The following is a 20761-nucleotide window of genomic DNA, read 5'->3' on the forward strand; positions in this document are numbered from 1 at the left end:
GCCATGTAGCTTAACAAAAACTGACACCGATCAAGCAAAACGCGGCGCGTTCTGGATTCCGACGAATCATTCCGATTCGCCAAGACTCTAGCCGGATCGTTCGGCGTCGGCCGAAAGACTTTCGGATGGGAATCTGCGCCATCCCCACAAGTCCCACTGTTAAAGGAACCGTAGGTAATTGTTGATAGGCTCTCTCAATCGGCAAAAGTTCCTCGCAACGGGCTTGACTCTGTTCGGGGGACTCTGTCCCGCCCGTTCGTGCGGGACTCTGAAGGCGTAAATCGTGCGTAGGCGCGGCCTGCGGGACACCGGGGCAGCGTCGGGAGAGCCAATGATGCGTGTCGACGGAACGGTGGCGAGCGACGATGAGGGCGGCCGCAACGGCGGTGGCACCATGGATTACGGATCCGCCTGGGCGCGTGTGAAGCGCCGGCTCCGCGCTGAACTCGGTGAGGATGTCTTCGCGAGCTGGTTCGCCCGCCTTGAGCTGGAGGCGGTCGCGGGCGGCACGGCCCGCCTCACGGTGCCGACCCGCTTCCTCAAGAGCTGGATCGAGTCCCACTACCTCGATCGCGTCCTCAACACCTTCAAGGCGGAAGTCGAGGAGATCGCGCGCATCGAGGTCGGTGTGCGCGGCTCCGGCGCCCCGGTCCGCACGGTCGCGACGGGGGCGCCCAAGGCCGGCCCCGCCAGCGGTCCGCTCGCCCGTCTGCACGCGGCCGGCAATCCGGTTCCGGTTGCCGCGGTGGCTCCGGAGCCACGCCCCGCCACGGAGGCTGGCGGCGATCTCAGCGGCACGCCGCTCGATATGCGGCTGACCTTCGCGAGCTTCGTGATCGGCCGCTCCAACGCCCTCGCGCATGCCGCCGCCGAGCGGGTCGCCGCCCATCAGGGGGAGGGGGCGCTCTACAACCCGCTCTACCTCCATGCCGGCGTCGGCCTCGGCAAGACGCACCTGCTGCACGGGATCGGCCACGCCGCCCGGGAGGCGGGGCGCCGGGTGATCTACCTGACGGCCGATCGGTTCATGTACGGCTTCGTCAACGCCCTGAAGACGCAGTCGGCGCTGGCCTACAAGGAGCGGCTGCGCGGTATCGACCTCCTGATCCTCGACGATGTCCAGTTCATCCAGGGCAAGTCGATCCAGGCCGAGTTCGGCCATACGATCAACGCCCTGATCGATGCCGGCCGGCAGGTCGTGGTCGCCTCCGACCGCCCGCCGACCGAGCTGGAGGCACTGGACGAGCGGGTCCGGTCGCGCCTCGGCGGCGGCCTTGTGGTCGAGATCACCGCCCTCGACGAGGCCCTGCGGATCTCGATCCTGTCGGCGCGGCTCGCCGCGGTGCGGGCCTCGCATCCGGGCTTCGACGTCTCGCCCCAGGTGGCGTCCTACGTGGCCCGGGCGATCACAGCCAACGGCCGCGACCTTGAAGGCGCCGTGAACCGCCTGCTGGCGCACGCCACGCTCACCGGCACCGCGGTGACGATGGAGACCGCCGAGGCCGCGATCCGCGATCTCGTCAAGAACCGCGAGCCGAAGCGCATCAAGATCGAGGACATCCAGAAACTGGTGGCCTCGCGCTACAACGTCTCGCGCTCGGACATCCTGTCGGAGCGCCGGACCGCCGCCGTGGTCAAGCCGCGCCAGATCGCCATGTATCTGTCGAAGGTGCTGACGCTGCGCTCATTGCCCGAGATCGGCCGACGCTTCGGTGGGCGCGATCACACCACGGTGCTGCACGCCGTCCGCAAGATCGAGAAGCAGATCGGCGAAGATTCGGTGCTCGGCGATGAAGTCGAGCTCCTGAAGCGGATGCTTCAGGACTAGCCGACGCATAAGTTCCGGCCGGACTTTGTCTGGCCGGGGCCCGGTGCGGCCTTGGGAACAAGCGCTGCCAAATCCTCTGTACTGTCACGCGCTCTCCGCCGGCACCATGCAATTGGGACTGGCCGAGGGCGCGCGCGCCGTGGCACAGTAGCGCGAACCGAGACGGCCCTGTAAGGCCGCGTCGCCGTGAGGCGAGGACCGACACCCCGGGGAGTGCTGATGACGGATGCCTTCATCTACGACCACGTGCGCACGCCCCGCGGGCGCGGCAAGGCGGATGGCTCCCTGCACGAGGTCACGGCTTTGCGCCTCGCCGAGACGGCGCTCCGCGCTCTCAAGGATCGCACCGGGCTCGATACTGGCCTCGTGGACGACGTGATTCTGGGCTGTGTCGATCCGGTGGGCGAGGCGGGCGGCGACATCGCCCGGGCGGCGGCCCTCGTGGCCGATTACGGGGTCCATGTGCCCGGCGTGCAGATCAACCGATTTTGCGCCTCTGGACTCGATGCGGTGAATTTCGCGGCGGCGCAGGTCATGAGCGGCCAGCACGAGATGGCCGTGGGCGGCGGCGTCGAATCGATGAGCCGCATCGGTATCGGCGCCTCGGGCGGCGCGTGGCCGGTCGATCCCGCGATCGCCATCAAATCCTACTTCATGCCGCAGGGCGTCTCGGCCGACCTGATCGCCACCAAGTACGGCTTCACCCGGGACGAGTGCGACGCCTACGCGGTCCGCTCACAGGAGCGCGCGGCGAAGTCCTGGGGGGAGGGGCTGTTCAACGGCTCCGTGGTCCCGGTGCGCGATGTGAACGGCATCACCCTGCTGGATCGCGACGAGCACATGCGCCCCGGCACCGACATGCAGTCGCTCGCCGCGCTGAAGGCCTCCTTCGTGCAGATGGGCCAGATGGGTGGCTTCGACGCCGTGGCGACCGACGCGCATCCCGATGTCGAGGTGGTGGATCACGTCCACCACGCCGGTAATTCCTCCGGCATCGTGGACGGCGCGGCCGCCGTGCTGGTCGGTTCCAAGGCGGCCGGCGAGGCCGCGGGCCTGCGTCCGCGCGCGCGGATCCGGGCCTTCGCCAATATCGGCTCCGACCCGGCCCTGATGCTCACCGGCCCGGTCGATGTCACCCGGAAGGTCCTGGCCAAGGCTGGCATGAGTGTGTCGGACATCGACCTGTTCGAGGTGAACGAGGCCTTCGCGGCGGTGGTCCTGCGCTTCTGCCAGGCCTTCGACCTTGATCCGGAGGCCGTGAACGTCAACGGCGGGGCGATCGCGCTCGGCCATCCGCTCGGCGCGACCGGCGCGATGATCCTCGGCACGGTCCTCGACGAGCTGGAGCGGACCGGCAAGGAGCGCGCGCTGATCACCCTGTGCATCGGCGCCGGCATGGGCACGGCGACAATCATCGAGCGGGTCTGACCAAGCCCGCTTTGGGGAGCGACGTGCCGCCGCTCCCCAAAGCGCGGGAACGCTGCTAGAGGCGCGGGCGACGACCGGCCCGAACCCGGGCCGGACGATAAGACCATGGGAGACAAGCCCTTGAACCGCCTGATCGCGACGCTCTGCCTCGGCGTCACTCTGAGCCTGCCGCTCGCCGCCCACGCCGACGAGGCGGCGGACCGCGTCGCCACGGCCACGACCCTCGTGAACAAGACCCTGATCAAGAACCTGCAGACCGGCTTCAACGCCGCGCTGGAGAAGACCGTCACGCCGATGCCGGAGGCTCGCGCCGAGGCCGTGCGCAAGGAACTCACCGACGAGTTCGAGAAGCAGCGCAAGATCATGGTCGAGGGGCTGTCGAAGGAATATGCTGAGAAGTTCAGCCTCGCGGAGCTGAAGCATCTCGACGAGATCTATTCCGATCCGACCTACCTCAAGTTCCAGACGATGAACGCCGATCCGAATTCGGCTGTGACGGCGATCTCGCAGAACTCGGTCACCAAGCTGCTCAACATGCTGGCGGTAGCCTCGGCGACCGACAACACGCCCAAGGCCGGCGCGGCGCCGATGCCGCCGGCCGCGGCGCCCGCCCCGGCTCCGAATTAAGCGGATGCTCGCCGCGCGCCCCCGATTGGCCTCAGGCCGCGCGCGCGGCGGCCATGGGCGCGAAGCCGGTCACCGGGGGCAGCGCCTCCAGCATCGGCTTCGCGAAGTGGTAGCCCTGCATCAGGTCGATCCCGAGGGCACGCAGCGCCTCGCGTTCCGCCGCGGTCTCGATGCCCTCGGCCAGAACCGTCACGCCGAGCGCCTGGGCGATGGTGACGACACCCGACACGATGACGTGGCGCCCGGCATCGGTGTCGATGCCTCGGACCAGGTCCATATCGATCTTGATCAGGTCGGGACGAAAATTCGCCAGCAGACTCAAGCCCGCGAAGCCGGCGCCGAAATCATCGAGCGCCGTGAGGAAGCCCTGCTTGCGATAGGCGGCGACGATGCGCTGCACATGCGCGATGTCGCGGAAGCGCTCCTGCTCGGTGAACTCGAACATCAGCCGCTGATGGGCGAAATCGACGCGCCGGGCCGCCTCCAGGGATGCGCGGATGCAGGCGATCGGCTCGTAGACGGCATTCGGCATGAAGTTGATCGAGAGCCGCGTGCCGCTGTCCCGCGGAAAGAGCCGGCCGGCGAGCTCGATCGCCCGGACGCGGGCAGCCTGATCGAACTGGTAGCGGTTCTCGTCCGTCACCCGGCCGAGGATCGTCGGGGCCGGCTCCCCATTCGGGCCGCGCACCAGGGCCTCATAGGCCCAGACCGTGCCCGTGCCGACATCCACGATCGGCTGGAAGGCCATCGAAAAATCGAAGTCGAGGGTGGTACCCGCGCGGCAGGCGCGGCACCCGGTTTCCTTCGTCATGGCTGGCTTCCGTCGGTGCCCCCCGACCGGCGGTATGTGCCTGACCGAGCTCTACACAACCTTAACGTGACCGCTTTGGTATCTTTCCGACGCTTTCCTGGGAGGACGGCACCATGACGTTGACCGATTTCCGGTTCGAGACCGACCCCGACGGTATCGCCCTGGCGACCTGGGACATGCCCGGCCGCTCGATGAACGTCATCACGGAAAGCGTGATGGATCAGCTCGAGCAGATCATCGGGCAGGTCACCTCGGATGCCGCCATCAAGGGCTGCGTCATCGCCACCGGCAAGGACAACTTCTCCGGCGGCGCCGACCTCACCATGCTGCAGGGCCTCGGCCTCGCCTACGAGAAGCTGAGAGCCGAGCAGGGCGAAGAGGTGGCGATGCGCCACTTCTTCGAGGCGTCCCGGCGCCTGTCGCTGCTGTTCCGGCGGCTGGAGACCAGCGGCAAGCCCTTCGCGGCGGCGATCCAGGGCCTATGCCTCGGCGGCGCCTTCGAACTGGCCCTGTCGTGCCATTTCCGGGTTGCCTCCGACGATGCGAAGACCCGGGTCGGCCTGCCGGAGATCAAGGTCGGCCTGTTCCCGGGCGGCGGCGGCACGCAGCGGGTCGCCCGGCTGATGCAGACTGGCGACGCCCTCCAGATGCTGTTCAAGGGCGAGCAGATCCGCGCGCCGATGGCCAAGGGCATGGGGCTGATCCACGCAGTGGCGCCACAGGCCGAGATTGTGGAGCGCGCCAAGGCCTGGATCCGTGACGGCGGCTCGGCGGTGGCGCCCTGGGACGTTCCGAAGTTCAAGGCGCCCTCCGGCAAGGTCTACTCGCCCGCCGGCATGATGATCTGGCCGCCGGCCAACGCGATCTACCGGCGCGAGACCCATGACAATTACCCCGCCGCCAAGGCGATCCTGGCCTCCGTGTACGAGGGCCTGCAATTGCCGATGGACCTCGCCCTGCGGGTCGAGAGCCGGTACTTCGCGCATATCCTGCGCAGCAAGGAAGCGGCGGCGATGATCCGCACGCTGTTCATCTCGATGGGTGAGCTGAACAAGGGCGCGCGCCGTCCGAAGGACGCGCCGCCCAGCAATCTGCGCAAGGTTGGCGTGATCGGCGCCGGCTTCATGGGCGCGGGCGTGGCCTACGTCACCGCGCAGGCCGGGATCGAGGTGGTGCTGGTCGATCAGTCGGCCGAGGCCGCCGAGAAGGGCAAGGCCTACGCCCACACGCTCATCACCGGCCAGATCAACAAGGGCCGCGCCAAGACCGCCGACCGGGACGCGCTGCTCGGCCGCATCCAGGCCACCTCCGACTATGCCACGCTGGCCGAGTGCGACCTCGTGATCGAGGCGGTGTTCGAGGATCCGAAGGTGAAAGCGGAGGTGATCCGGAAGGTCGAGGCGGTGATCCGCCCGGACGCGATCTTCGCCTCCAACACCTCGACCCTGCCGATCACCGGCCTCGCCATGAGTTCGCAGCGGCCTGACCAGTTCGTCGGCATCCACTTCTTCTCCCCCGTCGAGAAGATGATGCTGGTCGAGATCATCAAGGGTGAGGCCACCGGCGATGCGGCTTTGGCCACGGCCCTCGACTACGTGCGGATGATCAAGAAGACTCCGATCGTCGTCAACGACGTCCGCGGCTTCTTCGCCAACCGTTGTGTCGGCGCCTACATCCTCGAGGGCCACAAGATGCTGGCCGAGGGCGTGCCGCCGGCCATGATCGAGAGCGCCGGCCGCCAGGCCGGGATGCCGGTCGGGCCGCTCTCCCTCAACGACGAGGTCGCCCTCGATCTCGTGCTCAAGATCGCCAAGGCCACCGAGGCGCAAGTGGGAGCGGGGGCCGTCGATCCGGCGCAGAAGGCAATCCTGTCCGAACTGGTGGAGAAGCAGGGCCGGCTGGGCCGGAAGAACCGCAAGGGCTTTTACGATTACCCCGAGGGCGCGCCGAAGCGCCTCTGGCCCGGGCTGACGGATCTTCAGCCGAACCGACTCGATCCCGATGCGGTGGATTTCAACGAGCTGAAGCAGCGGCTCTTGGTCGTGCAGGCGTTGGAGGCCGCCCGCACGGTGGGCGAAGGCGTGGTGACCGACCCCCGCGAGGCGGATGTCGGCTCGATCCTCGGCTTCGGCTTCGCGCCGTTCACCGGGGGGGCCTTGTCCTACATCGACTTCATGGGTGCGGCGGCCTTTGTCGATCTGGCCCGGAGGCTCGAAGCCAAGCACGGACCGCGGTTCGCCGTGCCTGACGTCCTCTCGACCATGGCCGAGCATGGCGGCACCTTCTACGGCGAGGCCCAGAAGCGCGCCGCCTGACCTCAGCCCGCCGAGCGCCCGTTTGCGGCGTCCGGCAAGGCGGCGAGTTCCTCCAGCAGCACCGCTCGGGCGCAGGCGCCGAAGGCCCGCATCAGCCGACCGCGGGCATGGTCGGGCGGGAACAGCAGCGCGAAATGCACGGGCAGGGCAGGGGCGAAGGGCCGGATCGCGATCGGTGAGACCTTCGCTTCCTCATGGGCGGCCAGTGGGTTCATCACGCTGACCCCGAGCCCGGCCGAGACGAGGGTGCAGATCGAGGCCCCGAGCCCAGCCTCGGCGGTGATGGCCAGCGCAACGCCCGCCGTCGCGAAGATGGCCTCGGTCCGATCGCGCAGAGCGCTGCCGAGCGAGGCCGCAATGAACGGCACGTCGCGAAAATCCTCTGGGCTGAGCGCTGTGCGCGCCGCCAACGGGTGGTCCTGCGGCAGCACGGCCACGCAGGCCCGCGTCTCGACATGGTCGAGCTTGGCGTCCGGGAGGTCGCCATAGAGCATCGTCAACGCGGCATCGCAGGAACCGGTGGCGATCCAGTGGTTCACGGTCTCGTCGTCACCGGAATGGATCGCCACGATCACGTCCGGATGTGCGGCCCGGAAGCGCACGACCGCCCGTGCCAGGAGCCCCCCGGCCAGCCTGGGCATCGCAGCGACTCGCAGCCGCTCGGCGCCAAAGGCGCGGATCCGCGTAGCCGCCGCCTCCAGGCTGGTGAGGCCGACGAAGGCCCGCTCCACCTCGGCGTGGAAGCGGGTGCCGTCGAGGGAGGGCACGACCCGGCTGCCGCTGCGGTCAAACAGTGGCAGGCCCGTGATCGCCTCGAGCTGCGCAATCAGACGGCTCACCTGTGGTTGCGATGTATGGAGTTGCCGACTCGCCTCGGTCATCGAGCCCGTGGCGACAACAGCTCGGAAGGCCTCGATGTGCCGGAAGGTCATGCGCCGAGCAGCCATATCAGATCCGTATGCTCGGGCCAGGATTCGGCATTGGACGTCGACGCGCGGTCGCTTCTAGGATCAGCCGGCTAAGCTTGGGACGCAGGGTCTGGCATAACCAGGGGGTTCTGATCGTGTCGAGGACGCTTTCACTCATCGTGGCTTCCTTATGCTGGGCCGGGCTCGCCGCACCGTCGGCGGCGCAGGGGCGTCTCGACAAGATCCGCTCGAGCGGCCAGATCAGCCTCGGTTTTCCAGACGCGTCGCCGCCCTTCGGCTTCCTCGACCAGAACGCCAAGCCAGTGGGCTATTCGGTCGAGATATGCGAGCACGTCGCCGAGAAGCTCAAGACCGCGCTCGGCCTGCCCAAGCTCGACATCCGCCACGTGCCGGTGATGTCCGCGACGCGGATCCCGCTGATTAACAACGGCACGATCGATCTCGAATGCGGCACCGCCAGCAACCTGCCGGAGCGGCACAAGCTGATTTCCTTCGCGCCGACCACCTTCGTGGCGCAGGTGGTGCTGACGGCCAAGAAGGACTCGCCGGTCGACGTGAACGACATCGCCTCGTTCCGCGGCAAGGCGCTCTCGGCCCAGGCGGGCGGTGAGACCCAGCGGGTCGCCACGCGGATCAACGTCCGCGACAAGCTCGACCTTCAGGTGATGCCCGCCAAGGACACGGCGGAGGTCTTTCTCCTGTTGGAAACCGGCCGCGCCGCGGGGACGATCAACGACGATGCCCTGGCACACGCCACCGTGGCGGGCGCCAAGCGGCCGGGCGATTACAAGATCGGCACGAAGGGGCTCGAATTCGCGCCCTACGGCATTCTGGAGCCGAAGGACGACCCGGCCTTCAAGGCGGCCGTCGACAAGGCCGTGGTCGAACTGATCCAGGACGGCACCGTGGCGCGGCTCTACAGCCGCTACTTCGAACAGCCGATCCCGCCGAAGGGCATCAATCTCGACCTGCCGATGAGCGACGTGCTCAAGCGCGCCCTGGCGAACCCAACCGATTCCGGCGATGAAGCGGCCTACCGCTAGGGCGGCCGGTGCGTTCGAGATGCAGAGCGATATGACGGACATCGCCGAAGCCCCCGGCATGGTGGACCTGCGCAGCGACACGGTCACCCGGCCGACCGAGGCCATGTACGCGCGGATGCGGTCCGCCCCGCTCGGCGACGACGGGCTCGACGCCGACCCGACTGCCCGCGCGCTGGAGGAGACGGCGGCTGCGATGCTCGGCAAGGCCGCCGGCCTGTTCGTGCCGAGCTGCACGATGGGCAATCTTCTGTCGATCCTGGCCCAGGTCCAGCGCAGCGAGCAGGTGCTGCTCGAAACCCAGGCGCACATGCTCAACACCGAGCGCGGGGCCGCCACCCTCACGGGGGCGTTCCTGTTCGGGATCCCAGGCACGGATGGCGCCATGGATCTCGACACGCTGGAGGCGGCGCTGCATCCCTCCGCGAGCCCGCTCCGCACCGCGATGATTGCGCTGGAGACCTCGCACAACGCCGCCGGCGGCACCGTGCTGCCGATCGACCATATGGCGGCGGTGGCAGGCATCGCCCGGGCGCGGGGCATCCCAATCCATCTGGATGGGGCCCGCCTTTTCAACGCCGCGACGCAGCTCGGTGTCCGGCCAGCCGAACTCACTGCGCATGTCGACACGGTCTCGCTCTGCCTGTCGAAGGGCCTGAGCGCGCCGATGGGTGCGGTGCTGGCCGGCGACGCCCCCGTGATCGCGACGGCCCGGCGACTGCGCAAGATGATCGGTGGCACGCAGCGGCAGGTGGGCGTCGTCGCGGCGGCAGGGCTTGAAGCGATCACCGCCATGGGCACGCGGCTGGCCGAGGACCACCACCGGGCCCGGCAGCTCAGCGATGGGCTGAACGCGCTCGGGCCGCGTCTCTCAGCGAACGTGCCGCAGACCAATATCGTGCAGGTCGATCTGGCGCAGACGGGCCGCGACAGCGGCCGCTGGGTCGCGGATCTCGACGCGGCCGGTATCCGCACCCGTCCGCTGGGTCCGAAGCGGCTGCGCCTCGTGACGCATCGGCACATTACGGCCGCCGACATCGAGCGCGCCGTTGCCGTCTTCCGGACCTGCCTCGACGCGGCCTGACCGGTCTCAGGCCGCTCCGGCGACGTGCGCCTTCGCGCCGAGCATGCGGGCGAGGAGCAGCACGTCGGCGGCATTGTCGGAGAGCAGGTCGGTGATGTCGCCGACCTCCAACGCCTTCACGTGGCGGCAGCGCACGCCGAAGCGGCCCGCCGTGCAGGTGCAGCGCAGCTGCGGGCCGCCGGGCCGCTCCTCGAAGCTTACGTCGTACCGGTTGCCGGTGGACCCCCGCATGGCGAAGCGGAGGGCCGCGGGCGTCTGAGGGAAGGCGGCCATCGCGCGCCCGCTGATCGCCCCCGGAGCGCGTCGAGGCACAGCAGGGCCGCCGGTTGCCCGCGTGATCGGCAGGCCGAGCGCGGCGGCCAGGGCGTGAACGTCGGCGGCCTCCCGCTCGCGCATCGCCGCCAGCGCGATCTCCGCGCAGGCATAGGCGTCCTCGCCGGCATCGTGGTGCTCGAAGCGGATGCCGAGGCGCCGCGCCACCTTGCCCAGCCCGCAGCCCTCCGGCGCCGGAAACACCCGGCGCGCGATCTGGACGGTGCAGAGGTAGGAGAAATCCGGGACCGGCAGGCCGGCCCGTACCAGCCCGGCGCGCAGGACGCCGATATCGAAGCTCGCGTTGTGCGCCAGGATCAGCCCGCGCCTCAGATCGCCCAGATACGGCGCCATCGCGGTGGCGAAATCCGGTGCGTCTGCGACGTTGGCCGGCAGAATACCGTGAACTCGGATGTTGCCGGGTGAGAAGCGCATCTCCGGCGGGCGGATCAGATGGCTTTCCCGGCGGATCACCCGTCCATCCGCGATCCAGGCGAGACCCACCGCGCAGGCGCTGTCGCGCCGCTCGTTGGCCGTCTCGAAGTCGAGGGCCAGGACCGTCATCGGGGATCGACCTGCCGGGTGGGAGTTCGCGGGGTGTTCCCCACGGGGTCTAGGCCTCCCGGACTCGGGCTTCAACCCTGTGTCACCATCCCGAGCCAATCGTCTTCCGAGACGACCTTGACGCCGTGCTTCTGGGCATCCTTCAGCTTGGAGCCCGCCCCGGGGCCGGCCACCACCAGATCGGTCTTCGCCGAAACGGAGCCCGAGACCTTGGCGCCCAGGCGTTCGGCCACGGCCTTGGCCTCGTTGCGCGTCATCTTCTCCAGGGTGCCGGTGAACACCACGGTCTTGCCCGCGAAGGCCGAGGCCGACGCCGCTTGCTCCATCGGCTCGACCGCGACCGCGTCGAGCAGGGCCGACACCGCTTTGGCGTTGTGGGGTTCGGAGAAGAACAGGATGAGCGCATCGGTCGCCACCGGCCCGATCTCGCCGTCATCGGCGAACAGGCGGTAGGCATCCCCGGGGCGCTGCGCCGCAGCCCGTGCAATCGCCGAACGCACCGCGTCGGTGTCGCCGTAATGCGCGATCAGATTCTCGCGCTGAACCGCGCTCAGGCGCGCCTTCTCCTGTCCCGGTGTCGCCTCGTCGTCCGGAAGGCCGAGATCGAGCAGACGATCTCGGGTCGTCCCGCCGATTCGTGGCACGGCCGTAAGCTCGACCCAATCAGGTCCCGGCTGGGCCGCGGCGGCCTCGTGGATCGCCGCGATGAGCGACGGCATGTCGGAAAACCGCTTCGCCAGTGCCTTGGCGGTCGATTCGCCGATCTGCGGGATCCCGAGGGCGAAGAGGAGACGGTTCATCGGCACCTGGCGCCGCGCCTCGACACCGGCGAGCAGGTTCTTGATTGCCTTGTCCTCGTCCTCACCCTTCTTCTTGGCGATTTTCTTTGGTGGTTCCGTCGCGCCGGATTCGGCGCGCCGCTCGGCCGAGAGCGCCTCGCGCCGGGCCACGATGGCGGCCTTCAGCTTGTCGAAGTCGAGCCGGAACAGGTCGGCGGGCTGGCGCACGAGGCCCGCCTCGAACAGCACCTCGATATACGTCTCGCCGAACCCCTCGATGTCGAAGCCGTTGCGTGACACGAAGTGCTTCAGCCGCTCCACGCCTTGCGCCGGACAGATCAGGCCGCCGGTGCACCGGCGGATCGCGTCGGGACGGCCGGTGCGTGGGTTGATCGCGCGGACCGCGCGGCTGCCGCAGGCCGGGCAGGTCTCCGGGAAGGCGTAGGGCTGCGAATCCGCTGGGCGCTTGGTGAGATCGACATCCATCACCTTGGGGATGACGTCGCCGGCCCGCACCACCGTCACCGTGTCGCCCACGCGGATATCGCGACCGTCGCGGATCGGCTCGCCGTCGGCGCCGATCCCCTTCACGTAACCTTCGTTGTGCAGGGTCGCGTTCGACACCACCACGCCGCCGACCGTCACCGGTCTGAGCTTCGCCAGCGGATTCAGCGAGCCGGTGCGGCCGACATTGATGACGATGTCCTCAACCACCGTCGTCGCCTCCTGAGCAGCGAACTTGTGAGCGAGGGCCCAGCGCGGCGAGCGCGAGACGAAGCCGAGCCGCTTCTGCAGGGCGAGGTCGTCGACCTTGTAGACGACGCCGTCGATGTCGTAGCCGAGCCCGGCCCGGTCCGCTTCGATCCGCCGGTAATGGGCGAGCATCGCCTCGACATCGGTGAAGGTCTCAGTCAGCGGGTTCACCGGCAGGCCCCACTCCGCGAAAAGCCGCAGGGCGCCGGTCTGCGTCTCGGCGATCGGCGTCGAGAGCTCACCCCAGGCATAGGCGAAGAACCGGAGCGGCCGGGACGCGGTGATCGCCGGATCGAGCTGGCGTAGGCTGCCGGCCGCGGCGTTGCGCGGGTTGGCGAAGAGCGGCTTGCCCGCCGCCTCCTGCCGGGCGTTGATGGCGGCGAAATCGGCGTGCGACAGGTAGACCTCGCCGCGCACCTCGCAGATCTCCGGCCATCCGGAGCCCTCAAGCGTCTCCGGAATGTCCTGTAAGGTCCGGGCATTGGCGGTGACGTTCTCGCCGACCTCGCCGTCGCCGCGGGTGGCCGCGGTGTCCAGGCGCCCGTTCACATAGCGGAGCGACAGGGACAGGCCGTCGATCTTCGGCTCAGCCGTGAAGGCGAGCGGCGCGTCCTCCGGCCAGCCGAGGAAGCGGCGGACCCGGGCAACGAACTCGGCCACCTCCGCATCGTCGAAGGCGTTGCCGAGCGACAGCATCGGCACGGCGTGCCGCACCTTGGCGAATTTCTCCGACGGTTTCGCACCGACCGATGTGCTGGCCGCGCCCGTCCCGGCAAGCTCCGGAAAGCGGGTCTCCAGACGCTCCAGGCTTCGGCGCAGGCGGTCGTATTCCGCGTCCGAGATCTCGGGCGCGTCCTCCTGATAGTAGAGCCGATCGGCTTCGAGGATCGCCTCCGAGACGCGCGCGTGCTCGGAGCGGGCCTCCTCGGCGGTCAGGTCGAGATCGGGCGTGTCGGTTTTCGCGGCGGCCATGGCGGGGTTCTAGCGCATCGGCGGCCCGGCGGGAGTCGCCGTTTTCCCTCACCCGCGGGGGCTCAGCAGATCGCCGCGGCCGGCAATCCGGAAAGCACCCAGGAAGACTGCGGCCACGAACACGGCCACGGCCGCCAGCGGCAGGATCGGTGCCAGCCAGCCGGCCACAGCGGTGCCGGCTACGGACCCGAGATTCATCGCCGCCATGTAGACCTCGAACTGCGTCGCGGCGCCTGCACGCCCCTGGCTGGCCTGGAGCAGAGCCGGCATCAGCGCGACGATGAGCAGGCCGGGCAGCATGTTGGTCAGCGCCAGGATCGCCGGGCCAGCCGCGCCGACGAGCTCGAACGCGATCAGGCCACCCGCCAACAAAAAGGTGCCCGCGCTGGCGATCAGGAGGATACGCAGCGGCCGCACCGGACTAGCCCGATCGGACCAGAATCCGACCGCCAGCGCACCGGCCGTGCCGCTCGCGAGCGCCAGACCGGCCTGGAGCCGGGACAGGTCGGCCGGATCCCACGCCTGCCGCTGCAGGAGATCCACCGAGAAGGGCAGTTCGAACAGGCCGAGCGCGCCATCCAGGCCGAAGCACAGGGCGAGAAGCCGGAGCGCCCGTGGCCGGCGCAGGCTCAAAACCAAGCGGCGCAGGAAGCGGCGGAAGGGCATGCGCCGCGGCGCCGAGCCGCGTCGCGCCAGGGTGACAAGCGCATCCGTCGACGCCTCGCGGATCAGCAGGATCGGCAGGCTCGCCAGTATTGCGGCTGCGAGGAGCCAGCGCGCGCTGATGGCAAAGCCGTAAGCCGTGAGCATCCATCCGAAAGCGGCCGCGCCGACGCTGCTGCCGGCGACGAAGCCCGCGCGCGTGCAGCCGCTCACCCGGCCGAGTTCGGTGGCCGGAACGTGGTCCATGATCATCCGGTCGCAGGCCGTGTCGAGGAGCGACGCGCACAGGCTGTGTGCCAGAAAGATCAGGCCGAGCCAGCCGACATGGTCCTCTGCGCCCCACAGCAGAAGCGCGAGCGCGGCGTGACACCCCAGAACCGCCGCGACCGCGAAGGCCCGGCGTCGCCCCATGCGGAAATCGCCGGCCCGATCGACGACCGGCCCCCACAGGATCGGTTGGAGCGTCCAGGGCAGGCCCGCGAGGGCGAAATGAAAGCCCATCTCCGCCGCCGACACGCCCTGGGCCGTGAGATGATTCGCCAGCGCGGTGAGCGAGAATCCGGCGATCAGGCCCTGATAGAGGTAGGTGGCGAAGAACACCCCGTAGCGGGTGCGGCGATTGGCGAGGCTCAGCGGCCCACCCAGGGATATGCGGACGGGAAGCACGGCGGGATCGCTCAAGCGCGCCGCACCTTGCCCATCGCACGCTGGGGCGCGATGCTCCTCATGCCGTCGTCACCGGATGCACCCTGTGCCCCCACCATCGAACGACCTTAACCGCTGCGTCAGACGGCCGCGAGGCGTCGCTTGAGCGCGGTGGATGTGTGGCTGGTCGACCTTTCCCTGTCGCTCGACCAGCTCGATCACTGTGCGCAGGTGCTCGACCGCGCGGAGCGCGAGCGCGCCGACCGGTTCCTGCGGCCCGTGGATCGCGCGCGTTTCATCGCCAGTCACGCCGCGCTCCGGTTGGTGCTTGCGGAAGCACGCGGCTGCACCTCGTCCGAGATCCGCCTGAGCACGCAGGCCGCCGGCAAGCCGCAGCTCTCCGAGCCAACCGGAAGCCCTCTGGAATTCAATCTGTCGCACTCCGCAGCCCGCGCCCTCATCGGCCTTGCGGGTTCAGCCACCATCGGCGTCGATATCGAGCAGATCCGGCCAATCCCGGATGCGGTGCGGATCGCAAGGATGCATTTCGCGCCCGACGAGGCCGCCGCCCTGGCGAAGCTATCGCCCGACGCGATCGAGGCGACCTTCTTCGGGCTTTGGACCCGCAAGGAGGCGGTGGTGAAGGCGCTGGGCACCGGCCTATCCCTGCCGCTCGACCGCTTCAGCGTGACCCTGCCACCGGCGGCCCCGCGCCTGCTGCGCGATTGCACCGGATGGACCCTTGCTGCGATCGAAGCCGGAGCCGGTTATGCCGCCACCGTGGCCGTTCGGACCGACGCCGCCGCGATCCGGCATCACACGCTTCCGCCGGGCTGGCCCGATCGACTCACCTGAAAGCCGCGAAACCGCGCTTGCGGCCCGGCCAAGGCACGGCTATAAGCCCGCTCACCGGCCCTGGCAGCGATGCGGGCCGGCCTTCGGAGTGTAGCGCAGTCTGGTAGCGCACCACGTTCGGGACGTGGGGGTCGCAGGTTCAAATCCTGCCACTCCGACCAGTATTTCCCGAGATCCTGCCTAGTTCTGCCTGGGACGCCTGGACCGCAATCGCGTCGTCGAGGCGTGCCGCGTCAGGCAGGATTGTCGACCGGAGGAGCGAGCGCGCCGTCCATGGCATCGCGATTGCCGGAACGGCCCTCTCACGAAGCGCAGGCGTCCTCACCGTGGCGCAGCTTCGCCCGCAGCCTCATCGCCGCCGCGTTGCTCATCAGCATCTCCGTTATCGCCTTCGTGGCTCTGCTCGATCCATACGGCCTGCGGGCTGCCCCCGGTCATCCCCCGGGGCCGATCATGGACGCCAATCAGCGCCTGTCTTATCCCCAGATTGCCCGGGGCGGGTCGTTCGACGCGGCGGTGTTCGGCACCTCCACCGCGCGGCTCCTTGATCCGGATGCGCTGGATGAAGCCTTCGGCGCCCGGTTCGCGAACCTCGCCGTTAATGCCGCGACACCGGACGAGCAGATCCGCCTGGCCGAGCTGTTCATCGCAAATCATCCAGTGCGTGCAATCCTGTTCGGGCTCGACGGAACGTGGTGTTCGGCCAAGCCCCCCGCCCGCACGGCCAATGCCTTCCCGGACTGGCTCTACGCAGAGGGCACGCCCTGGGGCGTGCTACGGCAGGTGAACCTGCGCGCCCTCACGGTGGCGGCACAGGTCGGGCTTGGGCGGTTGGGTCTGGCTCGGCCCCGGATCCGGCAGGACGGCTACGCGGTCTTCACCCCGCCGGAGGATCGCTACGATCCCGAGCGCGCGCGCGTCCATATCAGGGCGGGCGCCGCCGATCCGGCCGCAGCATCCGACCCGGAGGACGCGCCCATGCCGGCGCTTGTCCGCCTCGACGGTCTCTTGAGCCGCATGCCCGCCGATGCGGTGAAGCTCCTCGTGTTCACGCCGATCCACGCGGCCGCGCAAGGCGCGCCCGGCACGGCGGCGGGCCGGCGCGAGGCAGCCTGCAAGCGCCGCGTGGCCGCGATCGGCGTTCGCCACCGCGCCACGGTGGTGGATTTCCGCATCGCGTCGATGCTCACGACGCGGGACGCGAATTACTGGGACGCGCTGCATTACCGCCTGCCCGTGGCGGCTCGAATCGTCGCGGACCTGAAGGAAGCGGTGTCGACCGGTACGGACGATCCAGCCGGCACCTATCGGGTGCTGGCGCACCCTTGACGCCGCCTCATGCGGCGGCGCGCTCGGCCCGTGCCCAACCCGCCCGGGTTTCGCTGCAATAGTCGGCGTATCGCCCATCGCGGATCGCCGCCCGGGCGCCGGCCATCAGGTCCTGGTAGTAGGCGAGGTTGTTCCAAGTCAGCAGCATCATCCCGAGGATCTCGTTCGATCGAACGAGGTGATGCAGGTAGGCGCGGGAATAATCCCGCGTTGCCGGGCAGGTCGAAGCCTCGTCGAGGGGCGCCGTGTCCTCGGCATGGCGGGCGTTGCGCAGGTTGACCCGGCCGTGGCGTGTATAGGCGAGGCCGTGGCGGCCGGCGCGGGTTGGCATCACGCAGTCGAACATGTCGATGCCGCGGGCCACCGCGCCGAGGATGTCGTCCGGCGTGCCGACGCCCATCAGGTAGCGGGGCTTGGCGGCGGGCAGATGCGGCTCCACCGTCTCGATCATCGCAAACATCACCGCTTGCGGCTCGCCCACCGCGAGGCCGCCGATCGCGTAGCCCTTGAGGTCGAGATCGGTCAGGGCGCGGGCGCTCTCGATCCGCAGAGCCGGGACGTCGCCCCCCTGCACGATGCCGAACAGCGCCCGCTCGGGCTGCTCACCGAAGGCGACCCGGCAGCGCTCGGCCCAGCGCAGGGACAGGTGCATCGCCTTCTCGACCGCCGCATGGTCGGCCGGCAGGCGCACGCATTCGTCGAGCTGCATCTGGATATCGGAGCCCAGCAGCCCCTGGATCTCGATCGAGCGCTCCGGGCTCATGTGGTGCGCCGTCCCGTCGATATGCGAGCGGAAGGTGACCCCCTGCTCGTCGATTTTCCGGAGCGCTGAGAGCGACATCACCTGGAAGCCGCCGGAATCGGTCAGGATCGGCCGGTCCCAGTTCATGAAGCGGTGCAGGCCGCCGAGGCGGGCCATCCGCTCGGGGCCCGGGCGCAGCATCAGGTGGTAGGTGTTGCCCAGCACAACATCGGCGCCGAGGTCACGGACCTGCTGCGGGTACATCGCCTTGACGGTTGCGGCGGTGCCGACTGGCATGAAGGCCGGCGTTCGGATCGCGCCGCGATGCGTCGTGATTGCGCCGGTTCGTGCCGCGCCGTCCTGCGCCGATAGGGTGAAGCCGAAGGGGAGGGGATCGGTCATGACAGGTCCGCGCCGGGGCCCGGGAAGAGCAGGCTGGCGTCGCCGTAGGAGTAGAACCGGTAGCCGGCCTGGATCGCGTGTGCGTAGGCGGCGCGCATCGTGTCGAGGCCCGAGAACGCCGAGACCAGCATGAACAGCGTCGAGCGCGGCAGGTGGAAATTCGTCACCAATGCGTCGACCGCCCGGAAGTGATAGCCCGGCGTGATGAAGATGTCGGTGGGGCCCGAGAAGGCCGCGAGTGTTCCGTCCGGGCGCGCGGCGCTTTCGAGGAGGCGCAGGGCCGTCGTTCCGACCGCGATGATCCGGCCCCCCGCGGCGCGGGTCGCGTTGAGCGCGTCGGCGGTGGCCGCGTCCAGGATGCCTACCTCCGCGTGCATCCGGTGGCCCTGCGTATCCTCGGCCTTCACGGGCAGGAAGGTGCCAGCTCCGACATGCAGAGTGACGTGGTGGCGCCGCAGTCCGGCCGCATCGAGATCCGCGAGGAGGCTTTCGGAGAAATGCAGGCCCGCCGTGGGGGCCGCGACGGCGCCCGGGTTGCGGGCATAGATCGTCTGGTAGTCGGTGATATCCCGCGTGTCGGCGGCGCGCTTGCCGGCGATATAGGGGGGCAGGGGCAGCACACCCTCGGCCGCGATGGCGGCATCGAGGTCCGGACCCGAACGGTCAAAGTCGAGGACGATCTCGCCGGCCTCGCCCTTCTCGAACACGGTGGCGGTCAGATCCCCGAAGCGCAGCGTGTCGCCGGGGGCAAGCCGCTTGGCCGGGCGGCCGAAGGCACGCCACCGCGCCGGTCCCTCGCGCAGATGCAGCATCGCCTCGGTGCGCTGCCCGGGCGCCCCCGGCCGCGTCCGCACGCCGTGAAGCCGCGCCGGGATGACCCGCGTGTCGTTGAACACCAGGGCGTCGCCGGCCCGCAGGGCGCCGGGCAGGTCGCGCACGGTCCGGTCGGACAAAGCCGCGCCCGGCTGCACCACGAGCAGCCGCCCGGCATCCCGCGGCTCGGCCGGACGCAGGGCAATGCTGGCTTCGGGCAGGTCGAAATCGAACAGATCCACGCGCATCGCCGGCTGCCTGCACGGAACCGCAACCGGTTTCAACCGCGGAACCCGCGGGAGGCCTACCCGTTTCCGCGTCACCGAGACGCGAGAACCTTCAACGATGCCCTGGTACGCCGTCCGTCCACGCGATGAAGCCGATCCGCGGTGGCCTCTGCCGGGGAAGCCCGAAATTGTGCTGAAGGCCGGGACTCCCGAAGAAGCCCGGGCGAAATTCGAGGCGGCCTATCCGAGCCAGCCCTTCGGAAGCCCGGCGGTGCCGGTGCCGGATGCGGGGCTCGGCAGCTTCCGCGGCGATGCCGACGCGCTGGTCGTGAACGAGACGGGCGAGCCGCCCGCCGACCGGACGTAACGCGCCGTGGCGACCCTCGGCCGGCCCCGGCGCGTGACTCTGGATGGTCAGTTGCTCGGCTACTGGGAGCGCGAGGCCGCCCGCCTGGAATCCCTGGCCGCGAGCACGCGCTTCGCATGGCAGCGGCGCCGCTATCTGCGGAAAGCCGAGGCGGCCCATGCCAAGGCCGAAGCCAGCCGTCAGCGCGAGGCCGCGCGCGGGAACGATGCCGGGTCGGAGCGCACATAGCTGCGGCTATGACCTTTTCGGGAGCCTCGAACCTTTGCCGTGGCCTGGGGTAAGGTTCATGCCGTAAGGCCGCGCCGACTCTCATTCGGCGCCCCCCATGGACCGCACACAGAAAGCCGCCCTCTTCAGCGCCGCGATCGGACTCGCCGTCACGGCCCTCAAATTCTATGCCGCCTGGCTAACCGGCAGCCTCGCGCTCTATTCGGACGCCCTGGAAAGCATCATCAACGTGGTGGCCGCGATCGGCGCCTTCGTGGCGCTGCGCGTTGCCGCGCGGCCCGCCGACGACGACCACCCATACGGGCATCACAAGGCCGAGTTCTTCTCAGCGGTGATCGAAGGTGCGCTGATCATCGTGGCGGCACTCCTGATCCTGCGCGAATCGTACTACGGCGTGCTCGCCCCCAGGCCACTCGATGCCCCCGCCCTCGGCGTAGCGATCAATGTCGTCGCCGGTATCATCAATGCCGCCTGGGCGATCGCCCTGATTCGATGGGGGCAGCGGTGGCGGTCGCCGGCCCTGATCGCCGACGCGCGGCACATCTTCGCCGATGTCGTCACGTCCTGCGGCGTGCTGGTCGGCGTCGGGGCCGTACTGGCGACTGGCTACCCGATTCTGGATCCGATCGTGGCTGGGCTGGTGGCGCTCAACATCCTCTGGTCCGGCTTCCGCATGGTGCGCGAATCGGTCGACGGCCTGATGGACCGGGCCGCCCCGCACGAGATGGTGGCCCAGATCCGATCCCTGATCTCGGAGCACGGCGAGGGCGCCTTGGAGGCCCACGACGTGCGCACCCGGGCGGCCGGGCAGGCGACCTTTATTGATTTTCACCTCGTCGTCCCCGGCGTCATGACCGTCGAGGAATCTCACGCGATCTGTGACCGGCTGGAGAACGCCCTGGAGACGACCATTCCCGGGGCCGTGGTGACAATCCATGTCGAGCCCGGCGAACTCGCCAAGGCCCGCGGCGTGCCGGTGCTCTGATCCGGCGATCAGCTCCAGGCGTCGGCTCCAGGCGCGGGACGGCGAACCGACGCCGTTCCATGC

At 69.2% G+C, this 20761-nt stretch carries 18 protein-coding genes and 1 tRNA gene; 12 read left to right on the forward strand and 7 right to left on the reverse strand.

The window, feature by feature from the left end; all coding sequences use genetic code 11:
- The first annotated feature begins 334 nt into the window (after nucleotides 1-334).
- From dnaA to MKK88_RS32060, 3 genes are all read left to right on the forward strand, one after another.
- Nucleotides 335-1828 carry a chromosomal replication initiator protein DnaA gene (gene dnaA / locus MKK88_RS32050; RefSeq protein ID WP_244007556.1) on the forward strand — a complete coding sequence of 498 codons (1494 nt, stop codon included), beginning with the start codon at nucleotides 335-337 and terminating at the stop codon, nucleotides 1826-1828.
- A gap of 219 nt (nucleotides 1829-2047) precedes the next feature.
- Entirely contained in the window at nucleotides 2048-3256 is a 1209-nt protein-coding gene (locus MKK88_RS32055) for an acetyl-CoA C-acetyltransferase (RefSeq protein ID WP_244007558.1), read from the forward strand.
- 120 nt (nucleotides 3257-3376) lie between these two features.
- On the forward strand, nucleotides 3377-3883 hold the full coding sequence (locus tag MKK88_RS32060; protein WP_244007560.1) for a hypothetical protein: 507 nt from the start codon (nucleotides 3377-3379) through the stop codon (nucleotides 3881-3883).
- 31 nt (nucleotides 3884-3914) lie between these two features.
- Here the strand turns inward: MKK88_RS32060 and MKK88_RS32065 are convergent, their stop codons facing one another.
- On the reverse strand, nucleotides 3915-4694 hold the full coding sequence (locus tag MKK88_RS32065) for an EAL domain-containing protein (protein WP_244007562.1): 780 nt from the start codon (nucleotides 4692-4694) through the stop codon (nucleotides 3915-3917).
- A gap of 113 nt (nucleotides 4695-4807) precedes the next feature.
- On the opposite strand from MKK88_RS32065, the gene MKK88_RS32070 reads away from it, so the two are divergent.
- Nucleotides 4808-7009, forward strand: coding sequence for an FAD-dependent oxidoreductase (locus tag MKK88_RS32070; RefSeq protein ID WP_244007564.1), 2202 nt, complete (start codon nucleotides 4808-4810; stop codon nucleotides 7007-7009).
- Nucleotides 7010-7011: 2 nt separating this feature from the next.
- On the opposite strand, the gene MKK88_RS32075 is transcribed toward MKK88_RS32070, so the two are convergent.
- Complete coding sequence (locus tag MKK88_RS32075) at nucleotides 7012-7956, reverse strand: LysR substrate-binding domain-containing protein (protein ID WP_244007566.1); 945 nt, start codon at nucleotides 7954-7956, stop codon at nucleotides 7012-7014.
- 140 nt (nucleotides 7957-8096) lie between these two features.
- Between MKK88_RS32075 and MKK88_RS32080 the strand changes: the two genes are divergently transcribed.
- A complete protein-coding gene (locus MKK88_RS32080; protein WP_244007567.1) occupies nucleotides 8097-8981 on the forward strand; it encodes an amino acid ABC transporter substrate-binding protein in 885 nt (294 codons plus the stop codon).
- A gap of 31 nt (nucleotides 8982-9012) precedes the next feature.
- Complete coding sequence (locus tag MKK88_RS32085) at nucleotides 9013-10062, forward strand: threonine aldolase family protein (protein ID WP_244007569.1); 1050 nt, start codon at nucleotides 9013-9015, stop codon at nucleotides 10060-10062.
- A gap of 6 nt (nucleotides 10063-10068) precedes the next feature.
- Here MKK88_RS32085 and MKK88_RS32090 read toward each other — a convergent pair whose 3' ends face one another.
- The 3 genes from MKK88_RS32090 to MKK88_RS32100 all read right to left on the reverse strand — a co-directional run bounded on the left by MKK88_RS32090 (nucleotide 10069) and on the right by MKK88_RS32100 (nucleotide 14786).
- Complete coding sequence (locus MKK88_RS32090) at nucleotides 10069-10938, reverse strand: 3'-5' exonuclease (RefSeq protein WP_244007571.1); 870 nt, start codon at nucleotides 10936-10938, stop codon at nucleotides 10069-10071.
- 71 nt (nucleotides 10939-11009) lie between these two features.
- Nucleotides 11010-13442, reverse strand: a complete 2433-nt coding sequence (gene ligA / locus MKK88_RS32095; protein ID WP_244007573.1) for an NAD-dependent DNA ligase LigA — start codon at nucleotides 13440-13442, stop codon at nucleotides 11010-11012.
- 48 nt (nucleotides 13443-13490) lie between these two features.
- Nucleotides 13491-14786 carry an MFS transporter gene (locus MKK88_RS32100; protein ID WP_244007575.1) on the reverse strand — a complete coding sequence of 432 codons (1296 nt, stop codon included), beginning with the start codon at nucleotides 14784-14786 and terminating at the stop codon, nucleotides 13491-13493.
- A 135-nt stretch (nucleotides 14787-14921) separates the two neighbouring features.
- Here MKK88_RS32100 and MKK88_RS32105 point away from each other — a divergent pair, with 135 nt between their 5' ends.
- From MKK88_RS32105 to MKK88_RS32115, 3 genes are all read left to right on the forward strand, one after another.
- On the forward strand, nucleotides 14922-15605 hold the full coding sequence (locus MKK88_RS32105) for a 4'-phosphopantetheinyl transferase family protein (protein WP_244007959.1): 684 nt from the start codon (nucleotides 14922-14924) through the stop codon (nucleotides 15603-15605).
- Nucleotides 15606-15689: 84 nt separating this feature from the next.
- Nucleotides 15690-15766 (forward strand) — tRNA-Pro (locus MKK88_RS32110).
- Nucleotides 15767-15878: 112 nt separating this feature from the next.
- Nucleotides 15879-16934, forward strand: coding sequence for a hypothetical protein (locus MKK88_RS32115; RefSeq protein WP_244007577.1), 1056 nt, complete (start codon nucleotides 15879-15881; stop codon nucleotides 16932-16934).
- A gap of 7 nt (nucleotides 16935-16941) precedes the next feature.
- Here MKK88_RS32115 and tgt read toward each other — a convergent pair whose 3' ends face one another.
- Nucleotides 16942-18078, reverse strand: a complete 1137-nt coding sequence (gene tgt, locus MKK88_RS32120; RefSeq protein ID WP_244007579.1) for a tRNA guanosine(34) transglycosylase Tgt — start codon at nucleotides 18076-18078, stop codon at nucleotides 16942-16944.
- Nucleotides 18075-19139 (reverse strand): tRNA preQ1(34) S-adenosylmethionine ribosyltransferase-isomerase QueA, encoded by a 1065-nt coding sequence (queA, locus tag MKK88_RS32125; protein ID WP_244007581.1) that lies wholly within the window; start codon nucleotides 19137-19139, stop codon nucleotides 18075-18077. The genes tgt and queA overlap by 4 nt, the downstream gene beginning before the upstream one ends.
- Before the next feature lie 169 nt (nucleotides 19140-19308).
- On the opposite strand from queA, the gene MKK88_RS32130 reads away from it, so the two are divergent.
- The 3 genes from MKK88_RS32130 to MKK88_RS32140 all read left to right on the forward strand — a co-directional run bounded on the left by MKK88_RS32130 (nucleotide 19309) and on the right by MKK88_RS32140 (nucleotide 20698).
- On the forward strand, nucleotides 19309-19485 hold the full coding sequence (locus tag MKK88_RS32130; protein WP_244007583.1) for a hypothetical protein: 177 nt from the start codon (nucleotides 19309-19311) through the stop codon (nucleotides 19483-19485).
- Nucleotides 19486-19491: 6 nt separating this feature from the next.
- Entirely contained in the window at nucleotides 19492-19713 is a 222-nt protein-coding gene (locus tag MKK88_RS32135) for a hypothetical protein (RefSeq protein ID WP_244007585.1), read from the forward strand.
- A 97-nt stretch (nucleotides 19714-19810) separates the two neighbouring features.
- Complete coding sequence (locus MKK88_RS32140; protein ID WP_244007587.1) at nucleotides 19811-20698, forward strand: cation diffusion facilitator family transporter; 888 nt, start codon at nucleotides 19811-19813, stop codon at nucleotides 20696-20698.
- Nucleotides 20699-20761: the final 63 nt, after the last annotated feature.

This window comes from Methylobacterium sp. E-005, from assembly GCF_022829725.1.
Taxonomy (GTDB): Bacteria; Pseudomonadota; Alphaproteobacteria; order Rhizobiales; family Beijerinckiaceae; genus Methylobacterium.

Coding starts and splice junctions, on each gene's coding strand:
- dnaA (WP_244007556.1), top strand. CDS start 335: ATGCGTGTCGACGGAACGGTGGCGAGCGACGATGAGGGCGGCCGCAAC.
- MKK88_RS32055 (WP_244007558.1), top strand. CDS start 2,048: ATGACGGATGCCTTCATCTACGACCACGTGCGCACGCCCCGCGGGCGC.
- MKK88_RS32065 (WP_244007562.1), bottom strand. CDS start 4,694: ATGACGAAGGAAACCGGGTGCCGCGCCTGCCGCGCGGGTACCACCCTC.
- MKK88_RS32070 (WP_244007564.1), top strand. CDS start 4,808: ATGACGTTGACCGATTTCCGGTTCGAGACCGACCCCGACGGTATCGCC.
- MKK88_RS32075 (WP_244007566.1), bottom strand. CDS start 7,956: ATGGCTGCTCGGCGCATGACCTTCCGGCACATCGAGGCCTTCCGAGCT.
- MKK88_RS32085 (WP_244007569.1), top strand. CDS start 9,013: ATGACGGACATCGCCGAAGCCCCCGGCATGGTGGACCTGCGCAGCGAC.
- MKK88_RS32090 (WP_244007571.1), bottom strand. CDS start 10,938: ATGACGGTCCTGGCCCTCGACTTCGAGACGGCCAACGAGCGGCGCGAC.
- ligA (WP_244007573.1), bottom strand. CDS start 13,442: ATGGCCGCCGCGAAAACCGACACGCCCGATCTCGACCTGACCGCCGAG.
- MKK88_RS32115 (WP_244007577.1), top strand. CDS start 15,879: ATGGCATCGCGATTGCCGGAACGGCCCTCTCACGAAGCGCAGGCGTCC.
- tgt (WP_244007579.1), bottom strand. CDS start 18,078: ATGACCGATCCCCTCCCCTTCGGCTTCACCCTATCGGCGCAGGACGGC.
- queA (WP_244007581.1), bottom strand. CDS start 19,139: ATGCGCGTGGATCTGTTCGATTTCGACCTGCCCGAAGCCAGCATTGCC.
- MKK88_RS32140 (WP_244007587.1), top strand. CDS start 19,811: ATGGACCGCACACAGAAAGCCGCCCTCTTCAGCGCCGCGATCGGACTC.